The 16558-nt window shown below is 67.3% G+C and carries 16 protein-coding genes; 7 read left to right on the plus strand and 9 right to left on the minus strand.

What is annotated here, in order from left to right; genetic code table 11:
- The first annotated feature begins 126 nt into the window (after positions 1-126).
- The gene (locus GYB83_RS08175) at positions 127-477 is read left to right on the plus strand and encodes a cupin domain-containing protein (protein ID WP_161895016.1); all 351 of its coding nucleotides are present in this window, start codon (positions 127-129) and stop codon (positions 475-477) included.
- On the opposite strand, the gene GYB83_RS08180 is transcribed toward GYB83_RS08175, so the two are convergent.
- Positions 474-1586 (minus strand): Fic family protein, encoded by a 1113-nt coding sequence (locus GYB83_RS08180; protein ID WP_228461306.1) that lies wholly within the window; start codon positions 1584-1586, stop codon positions 474-476. The two genes, GYB83_RS08175 and GYB83_RS08180, sit on opposite strands and share 4 nt — an antisense overlap.
- A gap of 319 nt (positions 1587-1905) precedes the next feature.
- Between GYB83_RS08180 and GYB83_RS08185 the strand changes: the two genes are divergently transcribed.
- From GYB83_RS08185 to GYB83_RS08200, 4 genes are read left to right on the plus strand one after another with little or no spacing between them, the layout of a single operon-like run.
- Positions 1906-2814 carry an enoyl-CoA hydratase gene (locus GYB83_RS08185; protein WP_161895018.1) on the plus strand — a complete coding sequence of 303 codons (909 nt, stop codon included), beginning with the start codon at positions 1906-1908 and terminating at the stop codon, positions 2812-2814.
- Positions 2815-2818: 4 nt separating this feature from the next.
- Positions 2819-3976 carry an acyl-CoA dehydrogenase family protein gene (locus GYB83_RS08190; protein WP_161895019.1) on the plus strand — a complete coding sequence of 386 codons (1158 nt, stop codon included), beginning with the start codon at positions 2819-2821 and terminating at the stop codon, positions 3974-3976.
- Positions 3977-3978: 2 nt separating this feature from the next.
- On the plus strand, positions 3979-4938 hold the full coding sequence (locus tag GYB83_RS08195; protein WP_161895020.1) for an acyl-CoA dehydrogenase family protein: 960 nt from the start codon (positions 3979-3981) through the stop codon (positions 4936-4938).
- Complete coding sequence (locus tag GYB83_RS08200; protein ID WP_161895021.1) at positions 4935-6020, plus strand: acyl-CoA dehydrogenase family protein; 1086 nt, start codon at positions 4935-4937, stop codon at positions 6018-6020. Before GYB83_RS08195 ends, GYB83_RS08200 begins: the two co-directional genes overlap by 4 nt.
- Positions 6021-6313: 293 nt before the next feature.
- Here GYB83_RS08200 and GYB83_RS08205 read toward each other — a convergent pair whose 3' ends face one another.
- The 7 genes from GYB83_RS08205 to hsaA form a co-directional block, all read right to left on the minus strand.
- Positions 6314-7531, minus strand: a complete 1218-nt coding sequence (locus tag GYB83_RS08205; RefSeq protein WP_161895567.1) for an Nramp family divalent metal transporter — start codon at positions 7529-7531, stop codon at positions 6314-6316.
- 147 nt (positions 7532-7678) lie between these two features.
- Entirely contained in the window at positions 7679-8815 is a 1137-nt protein-coding gene (locus tag GYB83_RS08210) for a sulfotransferase family protein (protein WP_161895022.1), read from the minus strand.
- Positions 8808-9587 carry an SDR family oxidoreductase gene (locus tag GYB83_RS08215; RefSeq protein WP_161895023.1) on the minus strand — a complete coding sequence of 260 codons (780 nt, stop codon included), beginning with the start codon at positions 9585-9587 and terminating at the stop codon, positions 8808-8810. Before GYB83_RS08215 ends, GYB83_RS08210 begins: the two co-directional genes overlap by 8 nt.
- 59 nt (positions 9588-9646) lie before the next feature.
- Positions 9647-10819: a hypothetical protein gene (locus tag GYB83_RS08220; RefSeq protein ID WP_161895024.1), complete on the minus strand. Its 1173-nt coding sequence runs from the start codon at positions 10817-10819 to the stop codon at positions 9647-9649.
- Positions 10810-11385 (minus strand): 3-hydroxy-9,10-secoandrosta-1,3,5(10)-triene-9,17-dione monooxygenase reductase subunit, encoded by a 576-nt coding sequence (hsaB, locus tag GYB83_RS08225; RefSeq protein WP_161895025.1) that lies wholly within the window; start codon positions 11383-11385, stop codon positions 10810-10812. Before hsaB ends, GYB83_RS08220 begins: the two co-directional genes overlap by 10 nt.
- Positions 11386-11394: 9 nt before the next feature.
- Positions 11395-12312: an iron-dependent extradiol dioxygenase HsaC gene (gene hsaC / locus GYB83_RS08230; protein WP_161895026.1), complete on the minus strand. Its 918-nt coding sequence runs from the start codon at positions 12310-12312 to the stop codon at positions 11395-11397.
- A gap of 31 nt (positions 12313-12343) precedes the next feature.
- Complete coding sequence (hsaA, locus tag GYB83_RS08235; RefSeq protein ID WP_161895027.1) at positions 12344-13528, minus strand: 3-hydroxy-9,10-secoandrosta-1,3,5(10)-triene-9,17-dione monooxygenase oxygenase subunit; 1185 nt, start codon at positions 13526-13528, stop codon at positions 12344-12346.
- Between the two features lie 142 nt (positions 13529-13670).
- Here hsaA and GYB83_RS08240 point away from each other — a divergent pair, with 142 nt between their 5' ends.
- Positions 13671-14828 carry a 3-ketosteroid-9-alpha-monooxygenase, oxygenase component gene (locus tag GYB83_RS08240; RefSeq protein WP_161895028.1) on the plus strand — a complete coding sequence of 386 codons (1158 nt, stop codon included), beginning with the start codon at positions 13671-13673 and terminating at the stop codon, positions 14826-14828.
- Positions 14828-15181 (plus strand): hypothetical protein, encoded by a 354-nt coding sequence (locus GYB83_RS08245; protein ID WP_161895029.1) that lies wholly within the window; start codon positions 14828-14830, stop codon positions 15179-15181. Before GYB83_RS08240 ends, GYB83_RS08245 begins: the two co-directional genes overlap by 1 nt.
- Positions 15182-15190: 9 nt before the next feature.
- On the opposite strand, the gene GYB83_RS08250 is transcribed toward GYB83_RS08245, so the two are convergent.
- Positions 15191-16477 carry an LCP family protein gene (locus GYB83_RS08250; protein ID WP_228461308.1) on the minus strand — a complete coding sequence of 429 codons (1287 nt, stop codon included), beginning with the start codon at positions 16475-16477 and terminating at the stop codon, positions 15191-15193.
- Positions 16478-16558 lie beyond the last annotated feature (81 nt).

Below are 16558 nucleotides of genomic sequence, written 5' to 3' on the forward strand. Positions count from 1 at the left end.
GTGTTCGGGCGACCATTGCCTGTGCGAGCACTGCCCGCCCGCAGCGGTGACGGTTACGCCGGATGCGCGGCGCGGCGAGCACTACGCTGACGGGAAGGACTCGACACCGAAGTCAGGAGCGCCGCCGTGCCACACAAGCTCACCAACACCACAGATCTGACCCGCGACGCCGTCGACGCGAACGCAGTCGCGTGGAAGCTCGAGGAGGTCCCACGCGGCCTCGACTCGAACGTCATCCGGCTCCCCGCGGGCGGATCCATCGGCGAGCATGTCGGCGGCGAGGTGGACGTGCTGGTTCACGTGATCGCCGGTTCCGGGCGCATCGGCTCCGGCGACATCGACATGCCCGTCACCGCGGGCGACCTGCTGTGGCTGCCCAGGCAGTCGCACCGCTCGATCACCGCGGGCGACGACGGCCTCGACTACCTCACCGTCCACACCCACCGCGAGCCGACGCTGACCATCGGGATGCCCTAGCCTGACAGAGAGTCGAGGCCGAGCAGCTCGACTCCCCGAGCCGACAGTCGGAACCGCAACGGCTTCCGTGTGACCGTCTCGATCACTCCAGCATCGTTCAACGCTGCGAGCCGCGGACGGACGTACTTGGGTGAGCGCCCGATCGAATCGGCCACGCTCTGCAGTTTGACCGCACGGTTCGCGTCGAACAACCACGCCTGGCCGATCGTGTACAGGATCGCGCTGACATCGTCCGGGTCCACCCCAGTCCCCAGATCGCTGAGGACCCCGCCGTCGACGAGGTCGCCCAGTCGATCGGCTAGCTTCGCCATCTCCCCCCTCCGGCCGGCGAGGTCGGTGAGCAGTCGACTCTGCGCCTGCGCGATCAAGTCGAGCATCACGATCAGGAACGGTGTCAGATCCCCACGATTGAGCGGGTCTTCGACATCGGAGAACGCACGGTAGTAGCGGTCCTTGCTGTCGGCAATCGTCGCCGACAACGACAGGCTCGCGTAAGGAGCGAGGACTTCCCGCAGGTCGAGCGCGAGTAGATATCGTCCGGTCCTGCCGTTGCCGTCATAGAACGGATGCGCGTACTCGAATATGAAATGCGCGACCACGGCCCGGAGAAGCATCGACACCGAGTCGTCGCGCCGTTGACTCAACATCAGGGTGAGAGCGTCGTCGATGGCCGACTCCGGGACCAGTCCCGTGTGGACCACCTTGGTGCCCGATTCGATCGAGACTGTGCCGCCACGGAACCGGACACCGTCGGGGAGATCCTTCTCGGCGATCTCTCCCGCCGTCACCGCGTCATAGATCGCCCGGACATCCGCCAGGGTCTGGGGGCCGCGAGTGTTCGGACTGTCGATGTCGAGATAGAGGCGCACCATCTCGACGAACCTCTTCGAACCCGCGGATCGATCGCCGGCGAGTGCGTCCAACGCGGCACTGACTTCCTTGCGCGTCGACCGAACCTGTTCGATTTCATTGGTGGCCTGGATCTCGTCGATGATCATGGCGTCGAGGTAGTGCTCCCGCGCGCGCATGGGCAGCCAGTCCCACTCGCTCCGAATCTTCGGCTCGAATGTCATGATCCGCTCGATGAGCGCCACGATCTCGGGCGTCATGACCGCGAACATCGTGCACCCGCCGATCTGTAGGTCCCATTCGATTCCCGACGGGGACTCTCGACGGGCTCGTTCCTCCGCATCGGCGTATGCCCGATCTCGCTGATGGAAGATCGACTTCAGTGTTCGATACGCCATTTCACCCACAAGCCCTCTCGGCAGATTCGAGCCCAGAATAGTCGCCCTATTTCCCCCGAGGGAAGCCCAGGGAAAATAGGACGACGATTCTGGTCACCCTTTCGCCCTCGCGACCTCCTCAGGCAAGACGCTGACAGACCTCCACTACCAACCAAGCACTTGCTAGGTTAGAGTCGTGAGCATGAGCAACGCCGTGATCCCTCCGCCCCTCGGGCGTGACGACCTGGGCCCCGACACGACGCCCGTCGCCTACGAGACCGACGGTGCCGTCGCCTACGTGACGCTGAACCGTCCGGACTACCGCAATGCCCAGAACTCGGTGATGACCTACTCGCTCGACGCCGCCTTCGGCAAGGCCGTCGACGACGCGTCGGTCAAGGTGATCGTGTTGCGCGCCAACGGAAAGCACTTCTCGGCGGGCCACGACATCGGCACCCCCGAACGCGACTTCGACACGTTCTACCCGAACACCGCGACGCTGCACTGGGATCACACCCGCGGCGACGGCCAGCCGCTGGACAGCAATCAGCGTCTCGCCCGCGAGATCGAGGTCTACATGGGAATGTGCCGCCGCTGGCGCGAGATCCCGAAGCCGGTGATCGCCCAGGTCCACGGCGCATGTATCGCGGGCGGACTGATGCTCGCCTGGTCGGCCGACTTCATCGTCGCCTCCGACGACGCGTTCTTCTCCGACCCGGTCGCCCGCATGGGCATCCCCGGCGTCGAGTACTTCGCCCACGCCTTCGTCCTCGGCGCCCGCCGCGCCAAGGAGATCCTGTTCACCGGACAACGCTTCACCGCTGCCCAGGCGCTCGACTGGGGCATGGTCAATCACGTCGTCCCGCGCGACGAACTGCAGGCCAAGGTCGACGAGCTCTGCGCACAGATGACCGAGATGCCGATGCAGGGCCTGTTCCTGTCGAAGAAGGCCGTCAACATCTGCGAAGACCAGATGGGCATGCGCAACGCAATGGACTCGGTGTTCGGCTGGCACCACTTCGCCCACGCCGCGAACGACGCCGACTCCGGCGACTCGCTCGGCGGCATGGACGCGAAGTCGATGAAGAACGCCGCAGAGAAGAAGGCCTGACGACATGGACCTGTTGTTCGACGACGCCGCCGAGGCGTTCCGCACCGAAGTCCGGACCTGGCTCGACGCCAACGTCCCCGCTCAGCCACTGCCGTCGATGGACACCGCCGAAGGCTTCGAAGCCCACCGCGCGTGGGAGCAGAAGATGGCCGACGCCCGCCTGTCCGTCGTGTCCTGGCCGGAGGAGTTCGGCGGCCGGGACGTCCCCCTGCTGCACTGGCTGATCTTCGAAGAGGAGTACTACCGTTCGGGCGCTCCCGGACGCGTGAGCCAGAACGGCATCTTCCTGCTGGCGCCGACGCTGTTCGAGCACGCCAGCCCGGAACAGCTCGCCCGGATCATGCCGCGCATGGCACGCTCCGAGGACATCTGGGGTCAGGCGTGGAGCGAGCCCGAAGCCGGCAGCGACCTCGCGTCGCTCCGCTCGACGGCCACTCGCACCGAAGGCGGCTGGCTGCTCAACGGCCAGAAGACATGGAGTTCACGGTCGAGCTTCGCCGACTGGGGCTTCGGCCTGTTCCGGTCCGACAAGGACGCCCAGCGCCATCGCGGGATCACATACTTCATGTTCGACCTGCGCGCACCGGGCGTCACCGTCCGACCCATCGCGCAGCTCGACGGCGAGGCGGGCTTCGCCGAACTGTTCCTCGAGAACGTGTTCGTGCCCGACGACCCGTCCAACCCCGGCGAGTCCGGGGTGATCGGCGACGTCAACAACGGCTGGAAGGTGGCGATGAGCACCGCCGCCAACGAGCGCGGCCTCTCGCTGCGCTCCCCCGGCCGATTCCTCGCCGCCACCGACCGCCTCGTCGAGCTGTGGAGTAGCCGGCGCGACGAGGTCTCCACGTCCGATGAGGCTGTCGCCGACGCGTGGATCGGTTCGCGCGCCTACGAACTGTCGACGTACCAGACGGTGAGCCGTCTCGCCGCGGGCGGACAGCTCGGCCTCGAGTCGTCCATCAACAAGGTGTTCTGGTCTCAGTGGGACATCGCCGCCCACGAGACCGCCCTCGACCTGCTCGGCGCCGACGCCGAACTCGCCGGATCGTGGTCGGACGGCTACCTCTTCTCACTGTCGGGCCCGATCTACGCCGGCACCAACGAGATCCAACGCAATGTGATCGCCGAGCGACTCCTCGGCCTGCCCCGCGGAGACCGATAGACATGGACTTCCTCCTCAACGACATCCACACCGACCTCGCTCGAACCGTCGACGACATCCTCGAACGTGCGGGCGGCGTCGCCATCGCCCGCGCCTGGGCCGAGAAGAGCGACACCGCGCCCGCGCTCGCCGTCTACCGGCAGCTCGCCGACGCAGGCATCACCGGACTGATCGTCGACGACGAGATCGGCGGCAGCGGCGCCGGAGCCACCGAGATGGTGGTGGCGCTCGAACGCATCGGACGCGCAGCGCTCCCCGGCCCGGTCAGCGAGACGTTCGCCGTGGTCCCGTCGGTGTTGGGCGCGTCGCCGCAACTGGACGCGCTCCTGTCCGGGACGCCTGCCACCTGTGCCCTCGCACCGGTCGCGCCACGGGCCACGAATCCCGATGTCGCGACCCCGTACCTGCTCGCCGACGACGCCGTGTTCGCAGCGTCGCACGGCGACTTGCTCGAATCGGTGGACCCGACCCGCCGGGTCGCCGCACTGACCGCAGGCGAGCGCATGGGCGACGCCGACCTCACCGCGGCCGCCGACCTCGGTGCACTCGCCACAGCCGCGCAATTCCTCGGACTCGGCTCGGCCATGCTCGAGATGGCCTCCGACTACGCGAAGTCGCGCAAGCAGTTCGGCAAGGAGATCGGCTCGTTCCAGGCCGTGAAGCATCACCTCGCGGACGTCGCGATCGCCGTCGAGATGGCCCGCCCCCTCGTCCACGGCGCCGCCGTCGGACTGGACGGTCGGGCTCCCAAGGGCACCGATGTGCGCCGCGACATCGCCGCGGCCAAGGTCGCCGCGGGCGAAGCCGCCTACCTGGCGTCGCGCCGCGGCCTGCAGGTTCTCGGCGCGATCGGCTACACCGCGGAACACGACCTGTCGCTCTACCTGACGAAGACCCGTGCACTGCTGTCGGCGTGGGGCACCCCCGCGTACCACCGCGCCGCGATTCTGGAGACCCTGTGACCTCCCCGATCGGCGCGGACGACCGCGCCGCACTCGCCGACTCGATCCGCGACCTGCTCCGCAAACGGTCAGGTTCGGAGTCCGTCCGACGCTCCATGCAGGCCGACGGACGCATCGACCGCGACCTGTGGGACACGCTGTGCGGGGAGGTCGGCGTCGCCGCCCTCGCCGTTCCGGAAGAGTTCGACGGGGCCGGCGCGTCGTGGGCGGAGACGGCCCTGGCCGTCGAGGAGCTCGGCGCGACGCTGTCACCGGTCCCCGTGTTCTCGTCGGCGGTCCTGGCAGCCGGTGTCGTCCTCGCGTCCGGTGACTCCGACGCCGCCGCACGACTCCTGCCCGGCCTCGCATCCGGTGAGACGATCGGCGCACTCGCGTGGGCGTCTCGCGACGGGTGGGACAGGCCCGGAGTGACCGCCGAGGCAGGCCTGCTCACCGGCACCGCCGAGTACGTCCTCGACGGCGAGACCGCCGACACGTTCCTCGTCCTCGCGGGCCAGTCGGGGACGTCGTCGCACGTCACGCTGCACGAGGTCGACGCGTCGGCCCCCGGCGTCACCGTGACCGCGCTGCCGCTCCTGGACCCGACACGCGCGATCGCCCGCGTCCGATTCGACGAGGTGGCCTCCACGCCGATCGCGTCACCGCCGGACATCGCCGACCGCATCCGCACGTTCGCGTGGGCGCTGCTGTCGGCGGAGCAGGTCGGCGGTGCGGCGCGCGCCCTGTCGCTCACCGTCGAGTACACGTCGGCCCGCAAGCAGTTCGGGCGGACCCTGGCGTCGTTCCAAGCGCTGAAGCACCGGATGGCCGACATGTACGTGGCGGTCGAGTCGATGCGATCGATCTCCGCCGCGGCGATCGCCGCCGTCGTCGAGGGGCGTCCCGATGCGGCGGAGCTCGCCGCGGCCGCGCACGTCCACTGCTCCGAGCAATACATGAAGGTGACCGGCGAAGCCATCCAGCTGCACGGCGGCATCGGCATCACGTGGGAACACGACATCGGTCTCTACTTCAAACGAGCCCAAGCCGACGCTCAACTCTTCGGTCGGCCGCACGAAGCCCTGCAACTCGTTACTTTGTGACCATCACCGACCTCGCGCCCGTTCCCGGCGTTTGATGTTCCCCGATTCGAGCGCCCAAGGTGCCGCACGCCTCGAAATCGGCACGATCGGGGAACATTACGCGCGCGTTCCGGGATTCTTCCGTCAAATGTCGACCCGAAGCCTGTACTCGCTCACCTCGACTGCATCCGCTCCTTTCGCGGAGGGAGCGGATGCAGCCATGAGGAGCGAGTGGCGACGGCGGAGTCGGCTACGACCCGAAGATGGTGCCGAGCGATCCCCACGCATGGGACTTCCGGACAGCCCTGCCGCTCTCAGCCCGATCCGGTCGCCAGCAGCACCAGCAACGCGATGTTGAGGACGATGATCAGCACCACCGACACCAGCGAGCCCCAACGGAGCGGACGGCGATCGACGAAGTCGCCCATGAGCTTCGGATCGGACGTGTAGCGCCGCAACGGGATCAAGGCGAAGGGGATGCCGAAGCTCAACACGACCTGCGAGATGACGAGTGCGAGCGTCGGTTCGACGCCGAGTGCGAGCACGATGATCGCGGGCACCAATGTGATCGACCGACGCACCGGCATGGGGATCTGGCGATGCACGAGACCGGCCATGATGGCGCCGCCCGCGTACGCGCCGACCGAGGTGGACGCGATGCCGGACGCGAGGAGTCCGACGGCGAAGACCGCCGCGACCACGGGTCCGAGCGCGTCGCCGACCGCGGCGTGCGCGCCCTCGATGGTGTCGGTCCCCTCGCGACCGGCGAGGCTCGTCGCGGCGAGAACGAGCAGGGCGATGTTGACGGTGCCCGCCACGAGCAGTGCGATCACCACGTCGACACGCGTGGCGCGCAGCAGCCCGGCGATGCGACGCGTACTGGTCGACGCCCCGTGCCTGTCGATGACGAGCGACGAGTGCAGGTAGATGGCGTGCGGCATGACTGTCGCACCGAGCATCGACGCCGCGAGCAGCACCGTCTCGGTGCCCTGGAGACGAGGAACGAGGCCGCCGAGGACACCCGCCGCATCGGGCGACTCGACGAAGAGCCCGGCGAGGAACCCGACGACGATCACGGACAGCAGCACGACGATGATCAGTTCGAATCGTCGCTGGAAGCGACGATTCGCGGTCGTCAGCAGCACCATCGAGACGACACCCACGATCAGGCCGCCGATCGGCAGCGGCAGGCCGAACAACAGGTACAGGGCGACCGCGCCGCCGATCACCTCGGCGATGTCGGTCGCACCAGCCACCGCCTCCGCCTGCAGCCAGTACGCCAGACGCGCCTTCCGACCGAGTCGGTCACCGATCGTCTGCGGCAGCGTCCGACCGGTCACCACGCCCAGCTTCGCCGATTGATACTGGATCATCACCGCCATCACATTCGCGACGACAAGCACCCACACGAGCAGGTAGCCGTACTTCGCGCCCGCCGTGATGTTCGCCGCGACGTTCCCCGGGTCCACATACGCGATCGCCGCCACGAACGCGGGACCCAGCAGGCTCACGGCACGTATCCGGCCGGACATCACACGTCGCTTCAACACCCCTGGAGGTTAGACCGAATCAGAATGTTCGGTCAACCGAATCTTTTGATCAGCCCGATCGATAGTCGGCTGCGACAAGGTCTTCGACGTTCCCGCCGACCGACGATCGCGACCGTCACCTCGCGACACTCAGGCGAAGGCTGCGGTCACCTGGTCTGCGGTGAGACCGTAGTCGGCGAGGGAGTACTTGTGCTGGGGACGACGGTCGCCGGTCTGCGAATCGGCATCCAGGGCGACCATCGCGGCACGCCCCTCGTCCGACAGCGAGACGCCGAGCGCGTCGTAGACACGCGCGACGGCGGCGAACGGGTCCGCGCGGAGCTCGTCGAACTGGACGTCGACGAACTGCGCGGGATCGTACTTCGCGCGCGCCGACGAGAAGTCTTTGAGCCCGCGCGACCACAGGTCGAGTTGCGTCTGGCCGATCCGGTCACCGGTGAACACGGTCGAATGTCCCTCCGTCGCGTGCTCGGCGAGACTGCACATGGACGCGATGATCGTCTCCGGCGGCCGGTGCGTCTGCACGATCAGCGCGTCCGGATACACCTCCATCAGAGCATCCAGAGCGAACAGGTGACTCGGGTTCTTGAGGACCCAGCGTCGCCCGGGGTCGTTGAGGCCGATCAGCTGGAGGTTGCGACGGTGCCGCTGGTACGCGGGCGTCCAGTCCTGGTCGGCGAGCCACGAGGAGTACGTGGGGACATACGCCAGCGACTCGTACGAGATCGACATGATCGACTGCCGCAGCAGCTGCCAGCACTCCTCGACCTCACCCGCGCTCATGTAGTGCAGCCCCATGAACTCGGGGTTCTCCACGTGATGCTGGTTCAGGCCCGCTTCGATCTGCGCGAACACCGGGTTGTCCTCCCACGTGTCGCGAGGGGGCCGCGGCTGGGGGAACTCGGTCAACCACATCTCGAGCCCCTGGTGAGCGGGGTCTGCGGCCAACAAGCGATGCAGGGCCGTGGTGCCGGTCCGGGGCAAACCGGTGACGAACACCGGACGCTCGATCGGGACGTCGACGTACTGCGGATTGTTCTTCCATCCCGCCTCGCTCAACAGTCGCGCGATCAGCGCGCCCTTGAGGAAGAACCGGAACATCTTGCTGCCCAGCTCGGTGAGCCCGGCGTCCACCCGATACGACTCCAGGAGCTTCTCCAACGCGGGCAGGTAGTCCCGATCGCCGAAGTCGCTCAGCCCGACGGTGCGGGTCGCGGCGGCGTGCAGATCGTCGACCGATCCGACATCGGTCCGGGGCTCAGTCATGGTATTCACCGCAGTTCACGTCGAGGGTGTGGCCGGTGATCGACGACGCCATCGACGACGCCAGGAACACCGCGGCGTCGGCGATCTCGTCGGGTTCGGGCAGCCGCTTCAGGTCGCTCTTGGACGCGGTCTGTTCGTACACCTGCTCGGGCGTGATGCCGTACTTCTTCGCGATCTCGCCGAAGTACCACTTGAGCTGGTCGTCCCAGATGTAGCCCGGCGCGACGCTGTTGACGCGGATCCCCTTGTCGCCGAGTTCGGTCGCGAGCGACTGCGACATCGCCAGCAGCGCCGACTTCGCGAGCTTGTAGCTTCCGTACCGGGGCTCGGAGTGCCGGATGACCATCGAGTTGATGTTGACGATCGCGCCCTTCGACGCCTCCAGCCCGGCGGTGAAGGCCTTGATCACGCGCAGCGTGCCGAGGACGGTCAGGTCCAGGCTCGACGTGATCTGGTCGAAGTCGGTGCGGGCCAGCGGCTTCATCGACGGCATCGCGAAGGCGTTGTTGATCAGCACGTCGACGCCGCCGAACTCGTCGGTCACCGCCTGTACGAGGGCGTCGACGGCGGCGTCGTCGGTGATGTCGGTCGGCACGGCGAGCGCCGTGCCGCCCGCCTCGCGGACCTGCGCGGCCACCTCGTCGAGGCGAGACGGCGTGCGCGCCGCCAGCACCACGCGGGCGCCGTTGGCCGCGGCCCGCAGGCACAACGACCGGCCCAGCCCCGGACCGACACCGGAGACGACGACTACTTTGTCTTGCAGAAGAGACATTGTTTCCTCTTTCGATGGGTCCCTCGACTGCGCTCGGGAACCCGGGATCGGTCGGAGAGTCAGCCGAGCATCCGACGGGCGAAGGCGCGTTGCCGGACGGCGATGCGCTCGGCCCAACCGTCGGTGTCGATGCGGTTCTGCTCGTGGAACGGCAGGTGTGCGGGGACGTCGGCGTCGGCGACGACCACCGCGGTCGGACCGAGTTCCGGCGCGACCGCCGCATCCGTGCGCTGCCAGCGGAACTGCAGGATGCCGCGGCGACGACCGGTGGTCTCGATCCAGTTGGCGACGCCCGGATCGTTCGCCGAGATCACCATGCGGATGTTGCCGTCGGGATCGACCTGGGCCTGCGCCGAGTTCAGCGACGTCTGGTGATTCACGTAGTCGAGCGAGATGTACCACATGCTGCCGAGCTGAAAGCCCTGGTAGGGGGCGTCGGACTTGGGCACTGTCACGATCATCGCCGTGCCTGCCGGCAGATCGTAGTGGCCGACGGACGAGAACTGCGTCGACAGTCCGCCCGGAGTCGAGCGCGGCGCGGTGAAGGTGTTGACGGGCTCGTCGAGGTAGAACCATTTCGGGAAGTTGAACCAGGTGTTGATGCGGGCCGTCAGCATTTTCGCGGCGATCGCGTACCGCTTGGCGACCTTGGCGGTGTCTGGTTCCTCGGGCGCGACGCCGACGGTGTCGACGCGTTCGATGGTCACCGAGCCCTTGGCTTCGGTGGCCCAATCGCTGTAGACCTCGCGGACCGCGAGCATCGACGCACCCTCGCCGAGGACGAAGTAGCCCTCGCGAGCCTCGTCGAGGGCAGGCCCGAAGGTGATCTCGAACGAGCCGTCGTCGGCGATCGGGATACGGCGGTCGTCGAACGCGTCGTCGCCGCCCGGCACGTTCGTCGGCGTGTAGTCGCCGCGCAGCACCTGGAAGCTGAGGTCGACGGTGGTGCCGCGGACTCCGCGGACCACGTACGTCGCGTCGGGTTCGACGGTCGCGTGATAGTACAGCGTGTCCGGGTTGTCCAGGCCCATCTTCGAGTACGGCCCGGTGGACGTCACGAAGTACGGATGGCTCTTGGAGTGCGAGCGCGCCAACTGCAGGATCGACGAGATGCCGCCCGCCAGATAGTCCAGGCCCTCGGCTCGCTCGGCGTCGGTCTCGGCGAACGGCGCCGACGCGATCATCGCCTCGGCCTGCGCGATGGCCTCGGTGAACGGAGTCGTCACAGCCATGTGTCACCGCCGTTCCACGTGATGAAGTTCTCGAGTTCCTCCTGCGCGGGCGTAACGCGGGGATGCTCGGTCGAGAGGTAGCCGCCCCGATAGAACAGCAGCGGTTTGTCCTGCAACACCTCGCCGAGCACCTTGGCCCGGCCGATCACGATGTGGTGGTCGCCGCCGTCGTTGACGGCCTCGACGTCGCACTCGACCCAGGTGAGGTTGTCACGGATCACCGGCATGCCCGCGGGCGACGGATCCCAGTCGATGGTCGCGAACTTGTCCTGTCCCGGCGCTCCGAAGGTCGCGCTGACCTGCTGTTGACGGTTCGACAGCACATTCACGACGAACGAACCGCGCGCTTCGATGACCGGCCAGGTCCGCGAGGTCTTCATCGGGCAGAAGATGACGAGCGGCGGGTCGAGCGACAGCGCGGCGAACGACTGACACGCGAACCCGACCGGCTTGTCGTCGGCGTCGAGCGTGGTGATGACGGTGACGCCGGTGCAGAACTGCCCCATCGCCGTCCGGAACTGTCGGGAATCGAACTCGTCGGTGCCGTACGGCGATTGGGGAGCCATTCTGCCTTCCTAGCCCTTCATTCCGATGGTGAAATCGTGACCCCAGAGGCTGACCGCGGTGGACTCACGGGCGATCCAGTCGTCGTCGTCCACCTGGCGGCCCTCGCAGCCGAACTCCACGTCGAAGCCGCCGGGCGTCTTCATGTAGAACGACAGCATCAGGTCGTTGACGTGCCGACCGAGGGTGGCCGACATGGGCACCTTCTTGCGGAGCGCGCGGTCGTGGGCCAAGCCAACGTCGTCGGCCTCGGGCACCTCGACCATGAGGTGGACGATGCCGGTCGGGTTCGGGATCGGCAGGAACGCCAGCGAATGGTGGCGTGGGTTGCAGCCGAAGAACCGCAGCCAGGCGGGCTCCTCGCCTTCCTGGCGCCCGACGATCTGCGGGGGCAGACGCATCGAGTCGCGCAGGCGGAAGCCGAGCACGTCGCGGTAGAAGGCGAGCGCCCTGGCGTCGTCGGTGGTCGTGAGGACCACGTGACCGAGGCCCTGTTCGCCGGTGACGAAGCTGTGGCCGTACGGGCTCACCACGCGACGGTGCTGCAGCGCGACTCCGTGGAACGCCTCGAGGACGTTGCCGTCCGGGTCGGCGAACACGATGAGTTCGGCGACCCGGCGGTCGGCGATCTCGTCGGGCGTGCCCTCGCGGAACTCGACGTCGTTGGCGGTGAGGCGGTCGCGGACCTCCTGCAGCGCGGCGGCGTTGGCCGTCTCCCATCCCGAGCACGCGAGGTGATCGCGGTCGGACGGGACGATCACCAGGCGGGCCGGGAAGTCGTCCATCCGCAGGTAGAGCGCGCCCGGGATGTTGCCGGAGCCCTCCACCATGCCGAGGACCTTCAGTCCGTATTCGCGCCACGCCGCCATGTCGGTGGCGTCGATGCGCATGTAGCCGAGAGACCGGATGGGACTCTGGTCGTCAGTCATGTCTGTCCTTGTGAATGTAGTTTCGACTCCGTCACACCATCGTGTCGCCGATGGGGATGCCGAACTCGCCGTTGCCGAACGCCTGGTAGGCGCGCTCGGGATCGTTGGCGGCGTGGACGCGGCCCGCGTGGGCGTCACGCCAGAAGCGCTGGATCGGAGTGCCGTTCTCCAGGGCGTGCGCACCGGAATTCTCGAACAGCAGGTCGATCGAGGCGATGGCGCGGCCGGTGGCGCGGACCTGGTCGCGGCGGGCGGCCAGGCGCAGTTCCATCGGGACCTCTTCGCCGGCGAGGATGAGGTCGTACTCGTCCTGCAGGTTGCCCGACAGCTGACGCCATGCGGCGTCGATGTCGCTGGCGGCCGCGGCGAGGCGGACCTTGGCGAACGGATCGTCCTTGGCCTTCTCACCGGCGTAGGCGGCGCGGACGCGCTTGCCCTGGTGCTCGACGTGCGCGGTGTACGCGCCGTAGGCCATGCCGACGATCGGCGTGGAGATGGTCGACGGGTGGATGGTGCCCCACGGCATCTTGTAGACGGGCGCGGTGTTGTTCTCCAGGCCGGGCGCCTGCCCCATGCTCATGGTGCGGAAGCTCAGCATGCGATGGCTGGGGACGAACGCGTCCTTGACCTCGATGGTGTTGGAGCCGGTGCCGCGCAGGCCGACGACGTTCCACACGTCCTTGATCGTGTAGTCGCCGCGCGGGATCAGGAAGCTGACGAAGTCGACCGGCTTGCCGTCCTTGAAGACGGGGCCGCCGACGACGACCCAGTCGGCGATGTCGCAGCCCGACGACCAGGCCCACGAGCCGTTGACCTTGTAGCCGCCCTCGACGACCTCGCCCATGCCCATCGGCGCGTACGACGACGAGATGCGGACGCTGGTGTCCTCGCCCCACACGTCGTCCTGCGCCTGCTGCGGGAACAGCGCGAGGTGCCAGTTGTGGATGCCGATGATGCCTGCCACCCAGCCGGTGGAACCGCAGGCGGTCGCGATGCGCCGGACGGCCTCGTAGAAGGTGACGGGGTCGGTCTCGTAGCCGCCCCACTGCGCGGGCTGCATGAGCTTGAAGAAGCCGGTCTCGGCCAGAAGGTCGGCGACCTCGGCCGGGATGCGTCGTGCGTCCTCGGTGTCCTGTGCGCGCTGTGCGAGCTCCGGCAACAGCGCGTCGATCTTGTCCAGCACCTGCTGTGCGGCTTCGCTCCGCTGTGCTCCCATGTGACTCTCCTTGTTCCTCGGCTGAGTGCCTGTCGATGACCAATATTAGAACACGTTCTCGTTTTGAGTGGAACATGTTCTACTATCGAACTCATCACGAGCAGACATCGACCATGACCAGACATCGACCAGGAGCAATGAGATGACTGACACCGGCATCCGCGAGATCGACACCGGCACACCGCCCACGCGCTTCGCGCGCGGATGGCACTGCATCGGTCTCGTCGACGAGTACACCGACGGCAAGCCGCATTCGTTGGAGATCTTCGGCACCAAGCTCGTCGTCTGGGCCGACACCAACGGCGACATCAAGTGCCTCGACGCCTACTGCCGCCACATGGGCGCCGACCTGTCGCAGGGCAAGGTCCGCGGCGACAACGTCGCCTGCCCGTTCCACGGCTGGCAGTGGAACGGCAAGGGTCGCTGCGCGGGCGTCCCCTACGCCAAGCGCCACCCCAAGCTCGCGAAGACCCGGACGTGGCACACGATGATCCGCAACGGCCAGGTGTTCGTCTACAACGACCCCGAGGGCAATCCGCCCGCGGAAGACGTCGTGATCCCCGAACTCGCCGAGTTCGGCGGCGAGCAGTGGACCGGCTGGACCTGGAACAAGCTCGTCATCGAGGGCTCCAACTGCCGCGAGATCATCGACAACGTCGTCGACATGGCGCACTTCTTCTACGTGCACTACGCCCTGCCCGACTACTTCAAGAACGTGTTCGAGGGCGAGACCGCCGCGCAGTACATGAACTCGCACGGCAGGCCCGACATCGCATTGTCGACCGCGTACGGCGACACTCGCCTCGAGTCGATCGCCGCCTACTACGGCCCCTCGTACATGCTGAACCCGATGGTCCAGTACTACGGCGAGTACGCGGTCGAGACCATCCTCACCAACTGCCACTACCCCATCGACTCGAACTCGTTCGTGCTGATGTTCGGCGTCATGGCGAAGATCCCCGAGGGGTTCTCGGCCGAGCAGGGCGCGAAGATGGCGAAGAAGATCACTCAGGGCGTCGAGGTCGGCTTCATGCAGGACGTCGAGATCTGGAAGCACAAGACCCGCATCGACAATCCGCTCCTCGTCGAGGAGGACGGCCCCGTCTACCAGCTGCGGCGCTGGTATGAGCAGTTCTACGTCGACGTCGACGATGTGACCGATGAGATGGTCGGCCGCTTCGAGTACGAGATCGACACCGAGAAGGCCCTGGAGAACTGGAACATCGAGGTCCAGGAGAACCTGCGGGCCCAGGCCGAGGAGAAGGCTGCGGCCGAGGCCGACAAGGGCGCATCGGTCTGATGAGTTGGGCAAAGGCGCCCGACTACGCCGCCGATCCGGAACGACTCACCGCGATCGCCGCGGCGACCGCCCGCGACCGCAAGCACTACCTCTCGGGCGGCATGTCGGAGATCGAGTGCCGGACGTGTCACGCATGTGTGCTCGTCAAGAAGACGAGTCCGCACCACACGAGCGTGCAGTGGAACGACGACGCTCTCGACCGCTGCGCGACGATCCGCGAGATCCGCGCGGACGGCGGCAATCCGGCGATGCTCCCGACGTGCCCGCGCATGTCGGCGAGCATCGACCACGGCGTCGCCGAGGGCATCATCCCGAAGCAGTCGCCCGCGGAGGACCCCGACGGCTACTGGTGACCGGCTGAATCAGTTCACGCAGGGCACGCCGTCGGAGTTCGACACGGCGGTGCCCGAATCGGGAGCGGGCGCGTCGACGCTCGCTCCCGATTCCGTTGTGGCGTCGGTCGTCGTCGTGGCGGCGGACGCCGTCGGGGCCGCGGCGTGCGGCTTCATGCCGAACGCCCGCTGAACGCGAGTGCGGATCGCCTCCGGGTCGACGATGTTCACATCCTGGCCGTTGACGGTGTCATACCGGACCACGGGCAGCGTGGTGAAGGTGATCTTCTGACCGTCGACGGTCCCCATCTCCTGCATCCAGTCGACCAGATTCCAGCCGTCGGACAGGACGACGTCGCGCTGGGCCGCGTCGACGAGGGCGTTCACCTTGTCGAGATCGGTGAACGTACCCGCGTCGCGGAGCTCGTGGAGGACGGACAGCATGAACGCCTGCTGACGGTGCGTGCGATCGAGGTCGCCGTTGTCGAGTCCGTGACGCTGCCGGACGAACGCCAACGACTGCTTCGCGTTCAACGTGTGCACTCCCGCGGCGAAGCGGGCACCCGAGTAGCTGTCGGAGACGGAGTGCTTGAGGCACACCGTCACGCCGCCGAGAGCCTTCGCGAGATCGTAGAATCCGACGAGGCTGACCTCGGCGAACCTGTCGATCGGGACGCCCGTCAGTTCGCGGACGGTCCTGATCGTCTGGGCGCGGCCCGCCTCGCGACCCTTCGTCTCCAACTGGTGAGGGTCGGTGACGCCCTCGTTCTGCAGGTCGGTCTCGGTCTGCGCCTTGCGTCGCCCGTACGCCTCCTTGATCTTGGCGTCCGTGACGTCGAGCCCATCCATCTTCACGTAGTCGTCGCGGGGGATCGAGAACGCCACGATGTTCTTCCGGTCGGCCGGGACGTGGACGAGGATCATCGTGTTGGTGTTGTAGCCGCCGTCGCTGCTGTCTCCCGCGTGGAGCTGCTGCAGGATGTCGGCGGGCAGGTCCTGCCCGTTCTGGTCCTTGCGGGTGTCGAGACCCATCAGCAGGATGTTCTCCGCACCGCCCGACGAGTGCGGAGCGTCGACGCCGAGGGCCGACGACGTCGTGAAACCGTCGGCGAGGTCGGCGGTCTCGGCCCAGACGAGTCCGGTGGCGGTGACCGCGACGCACGACGCCAATGCGACGCCGACTCGGGCCGTCCACAGCAGCCCGCTCGCGCGCTTGCGCGGCCGCCGAACGGTCCACGTCGGAACGTGATCACCGCGGGCTCGACGCTGCCGGACCACGTCGCCCGCGGTCGGCCGGACACCTGTTGCACGTCGCACTGATCACCTCGTCGCTCGCCCGCACCGGGCGGGCCCACAGTGCACCGCACGAGTATCCGCCACCAACCTTGGGGGTTCCTG

The sequence above is a fragment of the Gordonia spumicola genome (assembly GCF_009932475.1).
GTDB lineage: Bacteria > Actinomycetota > Actinomycetes > Mycobacteriales > Mycobacteriaceae > Gordonia > Gordonia spumicola.